Annotated in this window: 18 protein-coding genes; 3 read left to right on the forward strand and 15 right to left on the reverse strand. The window is 59.3% G+C overall.

The window, feature by feature from the left end; translation table 11 throughout:
- Positions 1 to 54: 54 nt before the first annotated feature.
- Both ACFVHU_RS09245 and ACFVHU_RS09250 read right to left on the reverse strand, forming a co-directional pair.
- Entirely contained in the window at positions 55 to 471 is a 417-nt protein-coding gene (locus ACFVHU_RS09245) for a GNAT family acetyltransferase (protein ID WP_388024026.1), read from the reverse strand.
- A gap of 18 nt (positions 472 to 489) precedes the next feature.
- Complete coding sequence (locus ACFVHU_RS09250; RefSeq protein ID WP_388024027.1) at positions 490 to 1272, reverse strand: CPBP family intramembrane glutamic endopeptidase; 783 nt, start codon at positions 1270 to 1272, stop codon at positions 490 to 492.
- Positions 1273 to 1368: 96 nt separating this feature from the next.
- On the opposite strand from ACFVHU_RS09250, the gene ACFVHU_RS09255 reads away from it, so the two are divergent.
- Both ACFVHU_RS09255 and ACFVHU_RS09260 read left to right on the forward strand, forming a co-directional pair.
- Positions 1369 to 2214, forward strand: coding sequence for a phosphotransferase family protein (locus tag ACFVHU_RS09255; RefSeq protein ID WP_388024029.1), 846 nt, complete (start codon positions 1369 to 1371; stop codon positions 2212 to 2214).
- Positions 2207 to 3115, forward strand: a complete 909-nt coding sequence (locus tag ACFVHU_RS09260; RefSeq protein ID WP_388024030.1) for a phosphotransferase family protein — start codon at positions 2207 to 2209, stop codon at positions 3113 to 3115. The genes ACFVHU_RS09255 and ACFVHU_RS09260 overlap by 8 nt, the downstream gene beginning before the upstream one ends.
- Positions 3116 to 3259: 144 nt before the next feature.
- Here ACFVHU_RS09260 and ACFVHU_RS09265 read toward each other — a convergent pair whose 3' ends face one another.
- From ACFVHU_RS09265 to tpx, 10 genes are all read right to left on the reverse strand, one after another.
- Positions 3260 to 4072 carry a DeoR/GlpR family DNA-binding transcription regulator gene (locus ACFVHU_RS09265; protein WP_105657191.1) on the reverse strand — a complete coding sequence of 271 codons (813 nt, stop codon included), beginning with the start codon at positions 4070 to 4072 and terminating at the stop codon, positions 3260 to 3262.
- 12 nt (positions 4073 to 4084) lie between these two features.
- Positions 4085 to 4795, reverse strand: coding sequence for a copper homeostasis protein CutC (locus ACFVHU_RS09270; RefSeq protein ID WP_388024031.1), 711 nt, complete (start codon positions 4793 to 4795; stop codon positions 4085 to 4087).
- 2 nt (positions 4796 to 4797) lie between these two features.
- On the reverse strand, positions 4798 to 5655 hold the full coding sequence (locus tag ACFVHU_RS09275) for a carbohydrate ABC transporter permease (RefSeq protein ID WP_388024032.1): 858 nt from the start codon (positions 5653 to 5655) through the stop codon (positions 4798 to 4800).
- Between the two features lie 2 nt (positions 5656 to 5657).
- Complete coding sequence (locus tag ACFVHU_RS09280; protein ID WP_388024034.1) at positions 5658 to 6587, reverse strand: carbohydrate ABC transporter permease; 930 nt, start codon at positions 6585 to 6587, stop codon at positions 5658 to 5660.
- Between the two features lie 123 nt (positions 6588 to 6710).
- Positions 6711 to 7964: an extracellular solute-binding protein gene (locus ACFVHU_RS09285; RefSeq protein ID WP_388024036.1), complete on the reverse strand. Its 1254-nt coding sequence runs from the start codon at positions 7962 to 7964 to the stop codon at positions 6711 to 6713.
- A 207-nt stretch (positions 7965 to 8171) separates the two neighbouring features.
- Positions 8172 to 9014, reverse strand: a complete 843-nt coding sequence (locus ACFVHU_RS09290; RefSeq protein ID WP_388024038.1) for a ketose-bisphosphate aldolase — start codon at positions 9012 to 9014, stop codon at positions 8172 to 8174.
- Positions 9015 to 9025: 11 nt separating this feature from the next.
- Positions 9026 to 9928 carry a 1-phosphofructokinase family hexose kinase gene (locus ACFVHU_RS09295; RefSeq protein ID WP_388024040.1) on the reverse strand — a complete coding sequence of 301 codons (903 nt, stop codon included), beginning with the start codon at positions 9926 to 9928 and terminating at the stop codon, positions 9026 to 9028.
- A 26-nt stretch (positions 9929 to 9954) separates the two neighbouring features.
- Entirely contained in the window at positions 9955 to 10893 is a 939-nt protein-coding gene (locus tag ACFVHU_RS09300) for an ROK family protein (protein ID WP_388024042.1), read from the reverse strand.
- Between the two features lie 10 nt (positions 10894 to 10903).
- Positions 10904 to 11806 carry an SIS domain-containing protein gene (locus tag ACFVHU_RS09305; protein ID WP_105657184.1) on the reverse strand — a complete coding sequence of 301 codons (903 nt, stop codon included), beginning with the start codon at positions 11804 to 11806 and terminating at the stop codon, positions 10904 to 10906.
- Positions 11807 to 12233: 427 nt separating this feature from the next.
- A complete protein-coding gene (gene tpx / locus ACFVHU_RS09310; RefSeq protein ID WP_105661770.1) occupies positions 12234 to 12731 on the reverse strand; it encodes a thiol peroxidase in 498 nt (165 codons plus the stop codon).
- 98 nt (positions 12732 to 12829) lie between these two features.
- On the opposite strand from tpx, the gene ACFVHU_RS09315 reads away from it, so the two are divergent.
- Entirely contained in the window at positions 12830 to 13456 is a 627-nt protein-coding gene (locus ACFVHU_RS09315; protein WP_388024044.1) for a class I SAM-dependent methyltransferase, read from the forward strand.
- Between the two features lie 572 nt (positions 13457 to 14028).
- Here the strand turns inward: ACFVHU_RS09315 and hutI are convergent.
- From hutI to ACFVHU_RS09330, 3 genes are all read right to left on the reverse strand, one after another.
- On the reverse strand, positions 14029 to 15216 hold the full coding sequence (gene hutI, locus ACFVHU_RS09320) for an imidazolonepropionase (RefSeq protein ID WP_388024046.1): 1188 nt from the start codon (positions 15214 to 15216) through the stop codon (positions 14029 to 14031).
- A gap of 136 nt (positions 15217 to 15352) precedes the next feature.
- Positions 15353 to 16300: a carbohydrate ABC transporter permease gene (locus ACFVHU_RS09325; protein WP_388024048.1), complete on the reverse strand. Its 948-nt coding sequence runs from the start codon at positions 16298 to 16300 to the stop codon at positions 15353 to 15355.
- Positions 16297 to 17436 (reverse strand): carbohydrate ABC transporter permease, encoded by a 1140-nt coding sequence (locus ACFVHU_RS09330; protein WP_388024050.1) that lies wholly within the window; start codon positions 17434 to 17436, stop codon positions 16297 to 16299. The genes ACFVHU_RS09325 and ACFVHU_RS09330 overlap by 4 nt, the downstream gene beginning before the upstream one ends.
- Positions 17437 to 17473: the final 37 nt, after the last annotated feature.

Consider the following 17473-nt stretch of genomic DNA (forward strand, 5'->3'; position numbering starts at 1 on the left):
CGCAGAGAACGCAAGTAGGCGGGGACAATGGCGTCCCCACCTACTTTCTTTTCGTCAAGGCCGGTCCAGGCGCTTCCCCAGCACCACGACGTGCTGGTCTTCGAAGCCCAGCCGTTCATAGAAATCGATGACGGCAGAGTTCTCCTCGCGGACCATGAGCTGCACCTTGGGCACGCCGCGATCCCGCAGCCACAGGACAGCGGCATCCACCAGCTCCCTTCCCAGGCCGTTGCCCTGCCGGCACGGATCCACCGCAACATAGTAGAGCCAACCTCGGTGGCCATCATGGCCAACCATCGCAGTAGCCATGAGTTGATCGTTCTCAACGATGGCCAGCACCGTGGAAGCAGGCTCGGCCAAAGCCCGTCGGGCGTCGGCGAGCGCATCATTCCACGGACGAGCCAGCCCGGTTGCTTCCCACAATTCAACTGCTTGGCGAAGGTCCTCTTCGCGCAGCACGGTAATCTGCATTGGCTCAGCTTACCGGCGCTACTGGCCGATTCCGATGGCCGGCCCGACCAAGGCGTATCCCACGAAGCCGATGGCATCGAGCAGGAAGTGCGCGATAACCAGCGGCATCACCCGCCCGTATTTCTGGTATACCCAGCCGAAGACGACGCCCATGAGCATATTGCCGATCATCGGCCCCACCCCCTGGTACAGGTGGTAGCTGCCTCGGATCATCGCAGAACCAATAATGGTGCTCCACAGGCCCAGCTTCAATTTCTTGGCGTAGGTTAACAGGAATCCGAGCATCAGCACTTCTTCGAGGACTGCATGACGTGCAGCCGACAGCAGAAGCACTGGGACGCTCCACCAATAATCGCCAAGATTCGCTGCTGACAGTGCCGTGGTGACGCCCAGTGCCCGCCCAGCGGCATAGACGCCCAGCGTTCCTACTCCCATGGCCAAGAACATCCCCGCCCCGAGCAGTGCGTCCTTGCCCGGCTTGCGCATATCGAAACCGATGTCCCGGATAGTTCGTCCAGTCGTGCGCTTCATCAGGTAGAGCGCCAGCACGACGGGTACCAAGGCAAAGAAGATGTCCAGCAGCTGGTAGGAGAAATCAAAGAACTCGCGGGTGCTCAGCGGGTTGTTCAGCGATGTAGTCTGCTCGCGCAGCGGCGCCCGGGTGACCTTGTCGGCAAAGCTCAGCAGCGAGTAGACCGCGCTTTGTCCCAAGGACAGGGCAAGAACCAAGACGATCTCGAATTTGAGGGTCTTGCGGGTTGCTGTCTGCTTAGATTGTTCAGCGTTCACGTTTCCGATCATAGGCTGATCTGGCTGTGCGCGTACTGAGCAGCCACGTGGCAAACCTGCGATAGCCTGAGGTTGAGACCACCAGCAAGCTGAACGAGAAGAGTGCGAGTGAGCCGTCCTGCCACCATTGGAGAACTGCAGATTGCCCGTCAGCTCTGCCCCGATCTTTCCTGGGAAGATGCGGCCGTGAACGAAGGCGGACAATTCCACAAGGTGGTCATTGGCAATCCGCAAGCGGTGATTCGCATGACGCGCACGCCAGCGGCCACGGAGCAGATGCCCCGTTCCGTCAAGCTGCTGTCTTTGCTGGAGGGCCAGCTCAACTACCAGATTCCGGTGGCGGTCTCCGAGATCCTGCACGTCGACGGACTCAGCTCCGTGGCCATGTCTTTCATCCCCGGCAGCGCCCATGAACCGCATTACGGGGATCCGAAGGTGCTGGGACAGCTGGTCAAGGATTTGGCCGAGCTGCCGCTGGAGCCGATCAGCGAGCATCTGGCCAAACCGTTTTCATTCCGTGGCGAATGGACCCAGGCCAGGCAGCAGCAATGCTTCGATGCGCTGCCCGAGGAACTGCGAGGGCCTGCTACCGAGCTCTGGGCCCAGCTCGATATCCTGGCGCAGGTTCCTGCGGGCTTGGTCCATGGCGACTTGGCCGGCCACAACATGCACTGGATCGGCGAGAAACTGGTTGGCATCTTGGATTGGGACCTGGCCGCTGCGTGGGACCCGGCTTTGAACACCGCTTACCTGAGCCTGTGGCATGGATTGGAAATGGCGGATTTGATTGCTCCCAGCGCAGAGGAAGCATACCGGGCCAAAATCTGGTTGGGCCTGATGAGTCTTGAACGGCTATCGGATACGCTCTCGCGCACCGACAACCCGAAAATGGGCAAGCTCATGCGCAAGATTGGTCCGCGCATCCTCACCGCCGCGCAGTCAATCAATGGCTAGGACGCATATTCTCGAGCCCCATCAGGTCGCTGCCAGGCTAGCCGCCCGCCGTGGCGCACGCGAGCTGGCACTAACCGGGGAAGGCACCGAATTCCTTTTCTACAGCTCGCTGCGCGGGACCCGCTACGAGGGCTACCGCATCCCTCGAATGCGGGTCTACAACACCAGCAACAATCCGCAGATTCCGGCCAGCAGCCTTCAGATCAAGGAATTGAACTGCAGCATCTGGGCTCAACAACATGGGTTGCCCAGCGCACGGGCAATTGATCTCGTAGATCAAGATGGGTACCCGGTGTTGATCACCGAAGTCATCGAAGATGACGGCTCACCAGTGGACGCTCACGCATTGGGCTCGTTGCTGGCTTCTTTGCACGAACTTCCGCCGCTCGCTCTCGACGAGGAAGGCAGCCAGGCCGGCACAATTTATGCGACGGTTGCCCAGCGCATCGCTGACCGCTACGCGAAGCTAGCCCGCCAGCATTCGATGCCAGCCTTGCCATCGGCCGACGTGTTGCGTGCTCTTCTCGAAAGATCCTTGCACCGGCGCAGGCTGTTGCATCTGGATATCCGTAGGCAGAACGTTCGTGTTCTGGCTGGAATGCCCCTGGCCATATTCGATTGGAGTAATGCCCTCTGCGCTGCCCCGGAGATGGAACTGGCACGCATCGAGGAATACGCTGCCATTGCCGAAAACGGTTTGGACAACGAGCGCTTGCGTACTGCATACACCGGAAATGGCGGCAGTTTCGACGACACTTCGGCAGCGTGGACTGTGCTGAGGCTGGATGCTGCGGTGATGCTCGCCGGGGTATTCAACTCCGTGGCTCCCAATAGCAATCGTGAACAGCTCTTCCTCGCGCGAAGCCGGGCGTTGCTTGAAAACCTGGGCTCCTCGCTTTGACCTGTGCGGCCGGCCCTGCTTGTTGCGCGCGTTGCTTTGACAGGACCAGCGCAGGCCATCGGAAAAGATAGTGCTTGGCATCCGCTGGTTCCGCAAGCACAAACGCCGACCGGACCAGCAGCTCGGTGGGCAGTTCCAGCGCAGCTAGGATTTCTCCTCGGGCCGATATTCCGCCACGTCCATGGCTGCACGCATGCCGGCCTTGGCCAAGGCACCCAGTTGCTCGCTTGTGGCGTCGTTGTCCGTGATGATGCCGGTCAGGTTCTGACGATCCAAGATGACAAACGAGCGCCTGCCGATCTTCGATGAATCGGCCACCAGGTAGCTGCTGCTCGATTGCCGGATCATTTGCTCATTGACTGCCGCTTCCATTTCATCGCTGACCATCGGACCGACTTCGGGATCCAACCCGTTGATTCCGACAAAAGCCAAGTCAATGGTGATCTTTGCCAGAGAGGACTGCGCCATTGGACCAACCAGCTCGTAAGAACGGTCGTTGAGCACGCCGCCAGTAACCATCACCCGGATATGCGGGCGGACGGCCAGCATCGAGGCAATGTTCACCGCGTTGGTGACCACGGTCAACGTGACCCGGCCCGGTTCACCCACCAGGTCTTGGCGCAGGCTCAGTTCGCTGGCGATCGCCTTGGTGGTGGTTCCCCCGGATAATCCGATGACCATATTCTGCGAGACCATGTCGGCTGCCAGCTTCGCGATTTGCGCCTTCGCGCGGTCGTTGCTATCGCGCTGGTAGCGGGAAGGCAGGTCGTAGGCCACCGAGTTGGAGACCGCACCTCCGTGAGTGCGGGTAAGCAGTGATGCGGCAGCCAATGCGTCCAGGTCCCGGCGCGCCGTGGCCGGGCTGGTACCCAGTTGCTTGACGACTTCCTCTACATCGATCTGGCCGCGGCTGGCCAGCAGATCGAGGATCTGGTTCTGCCGTTCCTCGCGTTTCATCGTGCGCGCTCCTTAATTTTCCAGTTCATCAAGCGTGCAGCGCAGTTGGCGCACCTGTTGCTCAGATACTTCGATGGTATCGGCATAGCGGGTCTTGGCAGAAGAATGAACGGCTGCGACTCCCAGTCTGCGTACGGATTCAATATCTGTTGCCTGCAGCCCGCCACCGCACATGATCTCGATCCGGCTGCCGGCGGCTTGAACCATGGCCTCGATCGTGGCCATGCCCTGGTCAACGGTTCTTCTCCCGCCGCTGCTGAGCACTCGGTGAGCCGGGAACTCCAGAAGCCTGGCAAGTTCCCCTATTGGGTCTCGGCTGGCATCGATGGCCCGGTGCACCGTGATTTCCAGCCTCTGGTTCACCGCCAGGGCGGCCTCGGCCCAGTGCCGCATCATGGCCAAGTCCAGTGCCCCGCGTGGATCCAGCGCACCGAGCACTATCCCGTCTACCCCCGCGGCAGCAAGACGTGCAGCTTGCCTCTCCATGAGCGCGGCTTCCTCGGTGGTGTAGCGGAAATTTCCCGGACGGCTGCGCAGCAGTGCGTGCACCCCTCGTGGAGGCCGATGCTCATGGATCTGTTCGAGCGCTTCCGGGTTTGGCGTGAGCCCGCCTAGTTCCAGCGCTTGGCAGGCTTCGAGCCGATCGGCTCCGGCCCGCGTTGCCCGTTGGGCGCATGCACCAGACGTGGCCACGATTTCCAGCGCCGGCAACGCCGTGCCCACGGCTATTTCACCGCACCGGCAGCCAGGCCGCCGATCAGCCGCTTCTCGATCAATGCGAAGAGCACGATCACCGGAACGATGGCCACAATGGATACTCCGAAAACGTATTGCCATGCAGTGGAGTACTGGCCAACGAACTTGGTCAACGCGACGCTCAACGGCTGGTTCTCGGCGGTGGAGAGGATCACCAGCGAGGCAGCGAATTCATTCCAGCAGGAAACAAAAGTGAAGATCACTGCTGTGACAATACCCGGCCAAACCAGTGGAAGGTTGATGGTGAACAGCACCCGCAGCTTTCCAGCCCCATCAATCTGCGCAGCTTCATCGATGCTGCGTGGTACGCCTGCGAAGAAAGAGTGCATGATCCATACCGCGAAGGCCAAGTTGAAGGCGGCATTGATCAGGATCATTGCCAGCCAAGTGTCGTTCAGATTCCAAGCCAGCATCTGCTTGAACAAACCTGCGGTGAGCACGGCAGGTTGCAGCATCTGCGTGACAATCACCAAGAACATGAACACCATCTTGCCCGGGAACTTGAATCGGGCGGTGTAGTAGGCGGCCGGGGTCGCGACCAGCAGTACCAGCAAGGTGGCGAAAACCGCGATCACGATGGTGGAGATCAAGTTGTAGGGCACCGGAGTTTCCGGGGTGTCCCACATGGTGATGTAGTTGGAAAACTGCGCACCATCCTGCGGCAGGTATTTTGGCGGGATGGCCAGGATTTCGGATTGGGTTTTCAGCGACCCGATCAGCATCGTGCCGTAGGGAATGAGGAAGATAATGACTACCGCGAAGCCTACAACCATCCGGCCGATGACAGTCTTCTTCGCGGCTCGATCTTCGGTTACCAAAAATGCCACGGCTAGATCTCCTGCATGGGTTTGACGGTTTTCACGTAGATCGCCACAATCACCAGCACGATTGCGAAATTCACAACCGAAAGTGCCGAAGACAGATCCAGTCGGCGGTCGAATTGCAGCACCTTGAAGATGTAGGTCATCAGCGTGTCTGCGCTGTTGCCGGGGATGGATCCGGTCATCACTTTCAATATCGGCAAGTTATTGAAGACGTTGATGATGTTGATCAGCACCGAGACGGCCAGCGCGGATCGCAGCTGGGGAATGATCACCAACAGGTAGGTTTTCCATCTACCGGCTCCATCTACGCGGGCTGCTTCCAAAGTTTCTTGCGGGATTGCTTGCAACCCGGCCAGCAGGGTGTAGGTCGTAAAAGGGATGGAAACAAAGATGGCCACAACTACCGAAACGGCAATGGCGGGAACGGCGTTCTTGGTCCATCCGTAGCCTTCATCCATCAAGCCGAGTTGAACAAAGAAGTGGTTGAAGATGCCGTAGTTCGGATCCAGCCCGTAGTAGAAAACTGTGGTGGTCATGACTACTGAGGCGGCCCATGGGACGATAACCGCCATCCGGACGATGGTGCGTCCAGGGAAGGGTTTGTTCAAGAACTGGGCCAGGACCAGTGACAGCAGCACGGTAATGACCACCACCGACACCACCCAGAGAACGGTGTTGAGCAAAACGCGGGGCAAGACCGGGTCTTGGAAGATGGTCACGAAGTTCTCCAGGCCTGCCGATTCAAGATCGGTTCCCACCGAAGAGATCTTCCTGGTCGAGTTGTAGATCATGTAGCCGGCGGGGAACACCACGATGGCCAGGATCAGCAAGAGTGCCGGCCCAATCCATGGCAAAGAAGACAAGAATGTCTGGGAATCCGTGCCTCGGCGGCGGGTGCGCCGGGCCCGGTTCGTGGCTGGCAGTACGGAGCTCATAGTCGGCTCGCTTTCGTTGCGTTCGGCCAGGTAACCCTGGGACCGGAGATTCTCGGTTGTCCAGCACGGCAGGCCCGGCGGTGTTACGCCGGGCCTGCCGTGGAATGCTTCCGGTAGCAGTTCCTAGCTTGCGGCGTCGGCCTTGGCTTGGATGCTCCCGAGTACTTCCTGAGCAGACTTGCCGGTCCCCAACTCGCCCATCAGTGACTTGAATGCACCATCGGTGGCGTTCCATGCCGGGTTTGTCGTCGGGTAGAAGACCGCGTTAGGCAACATGTCCAGGAATGGCGTGAGTGTTTCGTCTCCAGCCATCTTCTCGGAGCCGGACTTCGTCGTTGGCAAGAATCCTTCGGTGCTCACCCAATCGGTGTAGACGTCAGCGGAGAAGAAGTAGTCCATGAATTCTTTGACGGCAGCAGACTTGCTGCCGTCATTCCTGAAGGACATCAAGCGATCGGCAACACCCAGCGTTGCAGGCTCACCGGATTTCGTCGGCACGGCAGCCACACCGTAGTCCAGCTTCGGGTTCTCGTCCTCAATCTGCCCGATTGTCTGCGGCAGCGCGTAGGCGAAGCCGAGCTTGCCTTGGACGAACGTGTTGAGCATCGGGGTACGCTGTGTGGCACCGGGATCATTCTGGGTGACACCGTCGTCTACCATCTTCTTCATGAACTCGGCCGCTTCGAGGTTTTGCGGCGTATTCACCGAGATCTTCTGCGAGTCTCCGAAACTGCCACCGTTTCCGGCGAACCAGATCAGCGATTCGCCCTGGGCTTCCTCGCTGCCCAGGGGCATCCCGTAACCATCGGCCTTGGTTTTCTCGCTGATCAGCTTCGATGCATCATGGAGTTCTTCCCAGGTGGTAGGAACGGCATCAACGCCGGCTTCTTCCATCAGGGCCTTGTTGTAGAACAAAGCCCGGGCCGAAGCGATCAATGGCAAACCGAATTGGGTGCCTTCGAACTTCTCCGCGTCCGCAAAAGTCGTTTGGAAATCATCGATGGTTTCCTGCGAGGCAATGTCACTTGCCGGTGCAAGCAGGCCCTCGGCAGCGAACTCCGCGAAGGCTCCGCCGTTGTAGATGTCAGGAGCTTGTCCACCCTGCAACTTGGTTTTCAGCACACCCTCGATGTTTTCCCAAGACTGGACTTCGAGGTTGACGTCAATGTTCTCGTGCTCGGCTTCGAAGTCAGCGATTACGCCTTCCCAGAGGCCCTTGGTCCCATCCGAGTAAGTCGGTACGAGCATGTTCAAGGTCGTAGTGCCACCTGAAGCATCCGCGGATCCGCCACCATTATCAGAAAAACCGCAACTGGTCAGTAGCAATGCCGCGGCTGTTGAAAGGGCGAGAACCCCGGTTCGCGTCGTACGTTTCATGGTTGCTCCTCATCGCTGTGATGCTTTTGCATCGATGCAAGTGTGAATAATTCGTGACTTTTCTTGCCGATATAAATCAAGAAAAGTCAGATTCACTAAAAAGTATGAAGTGTTACGGATCACAGGTCAAGAGAATTTTGATATTTAGAGATTTAACTTGTTCGAAAAAGCTCATAAGTAATCATTAATGCATGCTTCTTTGCCAGTTTAGTGCTCAAGCAAGGCAAAGAGGCGGAGCAGGCGGGCCGCTTCTGAGGCCAAGGCTGCGCGGCCAGCGCCGACATATTTGCGTGAGTCAACGGCACCAGGATTAGCTTCGAGCCAATCACGCACGGCACGGGTAAAGAATCCATTCAGGTGCGTGGAAACATTAATCTTGCGCATGCCGGAGTTAATCGCCTCGACCAGCGTAGTGTCGGGGACCCCGGATGACCCGTGGAGCACCACTGGTATGGCCAGCGTTGACGAAAGCTGCTCAATCAGTGGCAAGTCCAGGCTGGCAGATCGCTCAAGCATGGCGTGCGAGGAACCGACGGCCACGGCGAGGGCATCAACCTCTGTCAGAGAATGAAAATGCCGTGCTTCGACAGGGTCGGTGCGTACCCCAGGAGCGTGGGCACCGTCCTTTCCGCCAATTTCTCCAAGTTCTGCCTCGACGTAGACCCCTTGGCGATGGGCGGCTTCCACTACTCGTATGGTGGCTGCAACGTTCTGCTCAAAGGGCAGTTTGGCGCCGTCGAACATGACCGATCCAAATCCCAGATCCATTGCCTGGTATACCAGCGATTCATCCTCGGCATGATCCAGATGCACAGCCACCGGGACTTCGGCAGATTCGGCCAATGCCAGTGTTGCAGCGGCAATCGCGTGGAGTCCACCGTGGTATTTCACGCAATTCTCGCTAATCTGCAAGATCACCGCCAACCCGACCTGCTCAGCACCACCGATTATGGCTTGGGCGGTCTCGAGGTGAATAACATTAAAAGCTCCTTGGCCTCGGCGTTGCTTTACTGCCTGATCCATAATTTGGCTGGTGGGAACCAATGGCATGGTCGTGCTCCTTAGATTTGTTCGTTCGCAGGGATAATGCGGTAGTTGGTGTCTCTAGCCAGCTCGATGTGCTGGGGTGACAGGCTCCCTGCAGTTGGCATGAGTACCGTAGCCGCGGACCAGGCGACAGCCCGTCGCAAGATCGCTTCCCGGTTCAGCAGCTGCACAAACCCCGAGGCGATAGCGGCCACGGCCGAATCCCCTGCCCCAGTTGGGTTCCCGGACAGCGTTCGGTTGAGTTTGGCATGGGCGACCAGCGGTGTTTCCCTGGTGAAGTGGTACAGCCCTTGGGCCCCGGCACTGACATAGACTTCCGGGGCGCCAAGACGCAGCAATTCCCGCGCTCCCCCACCTATGCTGGCGCAACCGGTGGCCTCGCGCAGCTCATGATCGTTGGGCTTGAGAACTGCCCCGCATTTGGCAGCGAGCAGCAGGTTTGGCCCGCTGGTATCCACCACAGTCCACAGTCCTTGGCCGGTGGCGTGGCCAATGATCCTGCTGATTGTTTCCTTGGGAGTTCCCGGTGGCCAGGATCCGCAGATGGCCACCGCGCTCGCTGTCGATAGCAAGGCCTGGAACTCGTCTTCTATACGCGACCATTCGGCAGTTGCCAGCGCGGTACCTGTTTCGTTGAAGATGCTCGTCATGTCGGACTCCGCGTCATGGAAAGCCATGGAGCGGCGGGTGGGGACAGAAGTGCGAACCGGATTGATCGCAATGCCCTGCTGTCCTAATTCGACAGCGAATTGCTCTCCAAGGCTGCCACCCAGCGGACATATGACTTCGACGTCAATGCCCTGGGAGTGCAGTACCTTGGCTACGTTGATCCCCTTGCCACCTGCTTGGCGATGCTGCAGCGTGACCCTGTGGCTGGAGTCCAGCTTCAAATTCGGGGTCAAGTAGGTTTCGTCCATGGCCGGATTCGGCGTGAAGCTAAGAATCATGGGTGGCGCCCTGCCCCGGGACGTGTTGACTGGCGGGCGAGCAGCAAGGCACCTTGCAACCCTGCCTCCGCGCCAAGCCGCGCCGGAACAATCCGTGGTCTGCGTTGGAAAGATAATCGCCGTTCTAGCGATTGTTCTATCTCAGCAAAGAACGATGGCCCGGCTTGAGCCAAACCTCCGCCAATGATGATTCCTTCTGGCGCGGTTGATGAGCATAGTTGAGCCAGCGTGAAGCTCAGAGCCTCAATGGCCTCCGCGATGATCGTTGCCGCTTTGGCGTCTCCAGCGGCCCGGGCGGCGAAGATTTCTTTGGCACCGGCCGATGTTCCCGTGGCTTGTTCGTATCTTCGTGCGATGGCACCGGCCGAGGCGAGGGTTTCCAGGCAGCCTGTGGCACCGCAAGCACAGAGCAGGCCTCCGGGGACCGGCGCATGCCCCAGTTCCCCTGCGTACCCGCCAGCTTCCAAGAGACGGCCGTCGACCACCAAGGCCGACGCAATCCCGGTTCCTATGATCAAAATGGCGCTGTTGCGCCGCAGTGCGTCGTAGTGTGCGCCGCTTCCTAACTCCAGTTCTGCACGGGCAGCCGAAGCCACATCATGCCCGAAGCCCACAGGCAGTCCGAGCGCGTCAGAGACCAGCCGCTTCATCGGAACATCGCGCCAGCCGAGGTTCGCTGAGAACACTGCCATCTCGGCAACCGGGTCTACCAATCCGCAGACCACCAGGCCCGCTGCCGCCGGCTGCTGGTCATTCGCTTCACGGAGCTTGGCTGCGAGCCCGAGCAACTGGTCAACGAGTACCTGGGCGGCAAGCTGCGGGGATGCCTTGCGCGTAGGTTCTCGCAGTACCCGGAGAATTTCACCTTCTTCTGTGGCCAGCCCGGCTTTAACGTCGGTGCCGCCGACATCGAAGAGCAGATATCGTTTTAACATGGCTGAGTACTCAGCCTTCCAGAATCACCGAGCGCGTGAGGTTGCGCGGGTGGTCCGGGTCCATCCCCCGGGCACGCGCCCGGTCCAGGGTGACCCTGTGAATGTAGGCAAGCTCGGCCAACGGGTGACGGTCTTCATTGATGTAGATGGCGCCAGTGCTGCGCACCTGGATATCCAGGTCCTCGGGCTGTTCGCCGAGCATCCACGTCACTCGGTTGGGCGCGGCAATGGCGATCGGCCCGTGACGGTAGTCCATTGCAGGGTAGGCTTCGGTCCACCCTTGGACAGCCTCTCTCATTTTCAAGGCGGCTTCATGGGCCAGGCCCACGGAGAATCCCCGTCCAAGGAAGGTGAATTGTTCTGCGTCCACTAATTCTTGTGGTGTTGGCGAGTTCACCAGCGCTTCGGCTTGGGTCATTGCGTGATCCAGCTTTTCCCCCACGCTGGAGAGCAAATAAGCCAGGGCAGTGGTAGCAAAACGCGTCTGGACGACGGACTGCTCATCGGCATAAGGCAGCTGAATCACGGCATCGACCCTGTCCACTATGGGCGAGGCCACGTCCCCGATGATGCCTACGGTGTGGATGCTGTCATCGAGTTCGGCCAGCAGTTGGAGCACTTCAGAGGTGGTGCCCGAACGAGTAATCGCAACCACGGCATCGTAGTCACGCGTAGCGATACGCGCTTCAGATGCGGCGAAGGCATCAGTCACACCGTGGCCTGCTGCTTCTCTCGCCGCGGCATAGGCTTCAGCCATGAACCATGATGTCCCGCATCCCACTACGGCAACCTTCGCGCCCTTGGCCGGCAACAGGTTTTCTCGCTGTTGCTGCGCTACTGCACGACGCCACATCTCTGGTTGCGAGACCAGCTCTTCTTCCATATGTGCGCCTAGCACGGTTCGCTCGCTCATGCGTTTGCTCCTTTTGGCATGCAGTGCCCGACAGATCAGGATTGATGTTTTATGATTATTTTTAGATGATAACAGTCAGAAACAATCTATTTCGAGTATAGGGTGAGAAACCCGTCTTGAGAATGCCTGCCCAGAAATTCTCCAATTACCGCCAGTGGCAGACCGCTCCCAAAAGTGCGGCAGCAATCGACTATTGATGGGAATTAACTAGTCAGCGAGGAAATTACCGCGTTGTTCCAGGCATGCAGATTCTGCTCGTCCGATAGCCGGTCCACTGATGATCAACCTCGGCGAAATGTGTTCCCACCACAAGCCACGTGAGATTTGGCTTGATCGACCGATGGGATTACCGGCTTGGGCATAAAGAAAGCCCGCCTGAAAAATTTTCAAGCGGGCTTTCATGCACCGTTTCCGGTGCAAACAATATCTAGTTCAGTGCTGAGATGGCTGCATCGTAGTCCGGCTCGGTGGTGATCTCCGGGACGATTTGGCTGTAAACAACCTTGCCGTCTTCATCCAGGACAACAACCGAACGGGCCAGCAAGCCACCCAGTGGACCGTCAACCTGGGTCACACCGTAGTCCGAACCGAAGTCGGAACGGAAGACCGAAGCAGCGGTAACGTTCTCGATGTCTTCGGCACCGCAGAAGCGTCCCAGTGCGAATGGCAAGTCAGCAGAAACGCACACCACGGTCGTGTTCTCCAGGCCGGCAGCCAATTCGTTGAAGCGACGCACGCTGGCAGCGCAAACGCCGGTATCAACCGACGGGAAGATGTTCAGGACAACGCGACGGCCAGCCAGCGATTCGCTGGTGACATCTGCAAGGCCGGTGTCGGTGAGAGTGAAAGCTGGAGCCTGCGAGCCAACGGCCGGCAGATCACCAATAGTCTGTACAGGGGTTCCCTTGAAAGCAGTATTAGCCATAGGTCCTGTTTATCATGAATGCCTAATCCGGAGCTATATTTTCTGCCTACTAGCGCAAACAAGTCGCTCACCTCTCGTTCCCATGCAAAACTGTGGACATGGGCCCCGACTACGATTCATACGCAGCGAAGATGCGTGCTCAGACCCTTGACGGCACTGATTTGGAAGTAGTTGCCCGTTTCACCGACATGCTCTGCCGCCGCAATTCACGAATTCTCGATATCGGTTGCGGGGTAGGCAACACCGTCAACGCCTTGCGCCACTTGGGACACCGTGGCTACGGCATAGATCCCACTCCCCAAGTGCTGGATGTAGCTGCAGAGCTATTCGACGGCAGCTGGTTCCGGCAGCTATCGGCGAACCAGCTGGCCGTGGGCTCATTGGACGAGCATGACCTGCCAAGGACGTACGACGCCATATTGTTGACCGGTAATGTGCCTGCTTTCATTTCTCGCGATGAACTGCGAGGCGTTTTCAACTTAGCCGATCAGGTGCTCAGCGTCTCTGGCATACTCGTTGTCGGAACCACCCGCCATGCCAACGGCGGACCGGAAGACCAGGACGAACTTCGCGAAGGGACCTCGCTGCAGCTCGTGCAGCGATTCGCCGACTGGCATTTAGCTCCCTACCGTTCTGGCTCCCAATGGTCGGTGAGCGTGTACGCGCGCACCGGACAGCGTTCAGGATTCGAGAGCCCAGATGGAATATTCATTCTGCCCTCCTAGCCTCGTGGCTATTTGCGAAACGCCGCCAGGTATTCAACAGGCGGCAAGCTTTTCAAGGCCTGGAATCGCTGCCTAAATGCGACCGCTGTTTCGTAGCCAACTGACTTCGCAAGAGAAGCTGCGGTTTCATCGGTTTCCACGAGCCGCCGGCAAGCTCTTTTATTCTCAGTGACATTGGGACCGTGGGCATCCCCATGCAGAACTGTGCTGAGCCAAGCGGGGAGAATTGCCCATGGTCCGGGCACGAGACGCTCATTTCCCAGCGCTAGGAAGCTACCGGTCTGGGAAGGCACGGAGGCGTGCCTCGATCTCACCAGAAGCCGCCACCAGTCGTCGGGAATTGGGAGTAGCGGACCTGCGTGGCCAGCAGGGGCAGGCATTGAAGGCTTCTCATCGCTTCGATCTACCGGGCGGACAGAATGCAGAGTCCTAGTTTTGCTTACGGCTTGGACTGCTTCAATCCGCAGCACGGCCCGGGGCCGAAGAATCCTTGCGGCCGGATCCCTGCCGCCCCTATCCCCCTTCCCTGGGCGCGCGATCCAGACAAATTTTGGATGGGCTCTCACATAGCTCTAGATCGCTTTGCCGGCCCGATACACGCTGTGGGTCAAGTTCATCCCAGGACGGTACGCCAGATGCGCAGCAACTGGCGCGTCAAGAACATGCAGATCCGCGCGCTTGCCGATCTCAATAGATCCCACTTGGTCGGCAACGCCCAGCGCGAGCGCCCCTCCGTAGGTTGCCGCCTCGATGGCTTCAGCCAGGGTCAGGTCCATTTGGAGCACTGCGGTAGCCACGCAGAAGTTCATGTTGCTCGTGTAGCTGGTACCCGGATTGCAGTTGCTCGCCAGTGCGATTCGCACGCCTGCATCGAGCAGTGCACGGCCCGGGGCCAGCGGTTGCCGTGTGGACAGGTCGCAGGCGGGCAAGCAGGTGGCGACGGTGCCTGCAGTCCCTGTTCTTGTTGCAGTGTCCCAGCCAGCCCAGCTTCCGGCGAGCGCATGGAGATCCTGTTCGTCCAGGTAATTCACGTGGTCTACCGAGTGGCTGCCGAACTCTACGGCCAGCTTCACGCCCGGCCCTGGACCCAGCTGGTTTCCGTGGACCTTGGTTGCCAGTCCCTTGTTCCTTGCGGCGTCCAGGACCCGGCGCGATTGTTCTTCGGTGAATGCGCCGCGTTCGCAGAAGACATCCACGAAGTCGACGTTGGCCGCCACGGCATCCAGCATCGGGCCGGTGACCAAATCGGTGTAGTCATCGGCATCCCATCCTGCCGGGACCAGGTGTGCGCCAAGGAAAGTCAGGGAATCGACCAGCGGCTTGCCCAGCACCGAATGCCGGGTCTCTTCTTCCAGTGCCAGGCCGTAGCCGGTCTTGGTTTCCATCCAGGTGGTGCCCATCGCAAGAGCTTCACGGCGGCGATCAGCCACGAGGTCGGCCAGTTCCTTGTCCGAGAGCTGCCCGGTGGCCGATGTGGTGACCGCGATGCCTCCAGCGGCATAGGACTGGCCTGCCATGCGGGCTACGAACTCCTCGGCGCGGTCGCCGCCGAAAATCAGGTGGCTGTGGGAATCAACCCAACCGGGCAGCACCGCACGGCCGCCCAAATCGATCCCGTGTCCTGCAGCAGGTGCATGCGCCATGTTGCCGATCCATGCGACCAGTCCGTCCGCGATCAGCACCGCCGCGTCTTCCAGCACGCGGCCCTTCGCGTCAACCGTAGTCAGCTGTCCAATGTTGGTAAGCAACAAGGTTGCCATGAGCGCTCCGCCTTCGTGGTATTTCCAATCCTTTAGCCAAGAGCCTACCCATGGCTCGTTGCCTATGGGGCAGAACAATAGGGTGCCCGTCTGGGATTTCAGACTGGCACCCTATTGTTCCCACTGCAGGCCAGGGTTACCCCTTGGTGGCACCTGCCAGCAATCCCCGCACGAAGAACCGTTGCAGGGCGAAGAAGACCGCCAGCGGAATGACCATCGAGATGAAAGCGCCTGCGGTGAGCAGCTCCCAGGATTGCCCGTAGGTACCCGAGAGGTCCTGGAGCGCTTTCGTGATCGGCAAGCCTCCACCCGAGGTGAAGACCGTCGCAACCAAGAGGTCATTCCACACCCAGAGGAACTGGAAGATTCCGAAGGAAGCAATAGCCGGCATCGACAGGGGCAGGACGATCTTCGAGAAGATCTTCCCGTGCCCGGCTCCGTCAACACGAGCAGCCTCGATGACCTCATCGGGGATCTCCGAAATGAAGTTGTGCAGCATGAAGATCGCCAACGGCAAGGCGAAGATCGTGTGGGCAATCCAGACCTTGGCGTAGGCGCCATCCAACCCGTTGACTCCCAAGCCCGGCAGGATATACAGCCCACCGATCTTCACTCCGTCCGAGAACAGCTGGAGCAGCGGAACCAGCGCCATCTGGATCGGAACGATCTGCAGGGCGAAAACGAGAACGAAGAGCGTATTGCGCCCCTTGAAGTTGATCCACGCGAAGGCATAGGCAGCCAAGCTGGCGACAAGGATCGGCACGATCGCCGCCGGAATGGTGATGACCAGCGAATTCAGGAACGCCTTGGACAGCGGAAGGCTGTCGCCGGAGGCAAAGGCCTGCGCATAGTTATCGAGCGTGAATGAAGGGTTGGACAGGGCCGTCCACCAGCCCGAGGTCTTGATGTCATCAGCCTGCCTGAAGGAGGAGACAAACAGGCCGAAGGTGGGGATGGTCCACACCGCGGCAATGATGAACGCCGCAATGGTGGCTGCGCGGGAGGTGGTGGCTTTGCGCAGTTTCCCGCTGGTTTTCTCGGTAGCTGCCAAGAGGCGTCGAGAGGATTCGCTGACGGTGCTCATCGGACTCCCCTTTGCTTCTTATGCTGGCGGACGTTGTAGATGATGATCGGCAGTACCAGGATGAACAGGATGACGGCCAGGGCCGAGCTGTAGCCGGTGCGTGCCCCGAGCTGGAACTGGCGCACCATTTCGAATGCCAGCACCGTTGTATCCGAGCGTCCGCCGGTCATCGAAGAGACGATGTCGAAGACCTTGAGCGAGGCAATGGAAATGGTGGTCAATACGACGATGACGGTGGAGCGGATCCCCGGCAGCGTGACATTGGCGAAACGCTGCCATGGGCTGGCCCCGTCCAGGGATGCTGCTTCGATTTGCTCTGCGGGCACGCCCTTGATGGCCGCGGACAGGATGACCATGGCGAATCCCGCCTGTGTCCAGATCAGGATGACCACCAGGAACAACGTGTTCCACGGTTCGAGCCCGAGCCAGTCGACCGGCGTGGCCCCGAATGCCGTGATGATCGCGTTGAGCACGCCTATTTGCTCGCCCTGGCGGATGTCGTAGAAGAACTTGAAGATGATCGATGCGCCAACGAAGGAAATCGCCATGGGCATGAACACCAGCAGCTTGAAGAACTTCTCGCCACGGCTCTTGTCGATGAATACCGCGTAGGCCAATCCGATGATAGTGGAGACCACGGGCGCCACCAGAACCCACACCAGGGTATTGAGCAGGGCGGTTAGGCCATCGGGGCTGGTGAAGACCCAGCGGAAATTCCCCAGGCCGACGAAGCCGGATCCGTCGTTGGCCATGAAGGCGCTGAGCGCGGTGCGGACCGTGGGGTAGATCAAGCCGATTGCGAGCAGCAGCATGGCCGGAGCCAGGAAACCGGACAGCTGCAGCAGCGCGCCGGCGCCGGATCGCGAGCGCCGGTCCAGGATAAACAGCACCGCGCCGAGCACCGCGGCCAGCGCGGCCACCCACATCACGGAGTTGTACAGGCCCAGGACCAGCAGGATCGCCACCGGGACCAAGACCGCGGCGGCAAAGCGCACGACGGCGAAAACCCGTCCGCCCTTGGTCGCTATCTCGACAAAGGCGAGGATCGCTGCGATCAAGACCGCGAAGGCAACCAGGACGATCGGCACTTGGACTAGCGGCGGAACGCCAGCCAGCCACTGGAAGAATTCAGACATGCGCTCAGGCTCCTACAATCCCGCCAACGGCCTGGAC

This window comes from Glutamicibacter sp. NPDC127525, from assembly GCF_042672105.1.
GTDB lineage: Bacteria > Actinomycetota > Actinomycetes > Actinomycetales > Micrococcaceae > Glutamicibacter.

Excerpts from the sequence above, each read along its gene's own strand:
- ACFVHU_RS09245 (WP_388024026.1), bottom strand. The coding sequence starts at position 471 with ATGCAGATTACCGTGCTGCGCGAAGAGGACCTTCGCCAAGCAGTTGAA.
- ACFVHU_RS09250 (WP_388024027.1), bottom strand. The coding sequence starts at position 1,272 with ATGATCGGAAACGTGAACGCTGAACAATCTAAGCAGACAGCAACCCGC.
- ACFVHU_RS09260 (WP_388024030.1), top strand. The coding sequence starts at position 2,207 with ATGGCTAGGACGCATATTCTCGAGCCCCATCAGGTCGCTGCCAGGCTA.
- ACFVHU_RS09265 (WP_105657191.1), bottom strand. The coding sequence starts at position 4,072 with ATGAAACGCGAGGAACGGCAGAACCAGATCCTCGATCTGCTGGCCAGC.
- ACFVHU_RS09280 (WP_388024034.1), bottom strand. The coding sequence starts at position 6,587 with ATGAGCTCCGTACTGCCAGCCACGAACCGGGCCCGGCGCACCCGCCGC.
- ACFVHU_RS09285 (WP_388024036.1), bottom strand. The coding sequence starts at position 7,964 with ATGAAACGTACGACGCGAACCGGGGTTCTCGCCCTTTCAACAGCCGCG.
- ACFVHU_RS09290 (WP_388024038.1), bottom strand. The coding sequence starts at position 9,014 with ATGCCATTGGTTCCCACCAGCCAAATTATGGATCAGGCAGTAAAGCAA.
- ACFVHU_RS09295 (WP_388024040.1), bottom strand. The coding sequence starts at position 9,928 with ATGGACGAAACCTACTTGACCCCGAATTTGAAGCTGGACTCCAGCCAC.
- ACFVHU_RS09300 (WP_388024042.1), bottom strand. The coding sequence starts at position 10,893 with ATGTTAAAACGATATCTGCTCTTCGATGTCGGCGGCACCGACGTTAAA.
- ACFVHU_RS09305 (WP_105657184.1), bottom strand. The coding sequence starts at position 11,806 with ATGAGCGAGCGAACCGTGCTAGGCGCACATATGGAAGAAGAGCTGGTC.
- tpx (WP_105661770.1), bottom strand. The coding sequence starts at position 12,731 with ATGGCTAATACTGCTTTCAAGGGAACCCCTGTACAGACTATTGGTGAT.
- ACFVHU_RS09315 (WP_388024044.1), top strand. The coding sequence starts at position 12,830 with ATGGGCCCCGACTACGATTCATACGCAGCGAAGATGCGTGCTCAGACC.
- hutI (WP_388024046.1), bottom strand. The coding sequence starts at position 15,216 with ATGGCAACCTTGTTGCTTACCAACATTGGACAGCTGACTACGGTTGAC.
- ACFVHU_RS09325 (WP_388024048.1), bottom strand. The coding sequence starts at position 16,300 with ATGAGCACCGTCAGCGAATCCTCTCGACGCCTCTTGGCAGCTACCGAG.
- ACFVHU_RS09330 (WP_388024050.1), bottom strand. The coding sequence starts at position 17,436 with ATGTCTGAATTCTTCCAGTGGCTGGCTGGCGTTCCGCCGCTAGTCCAA.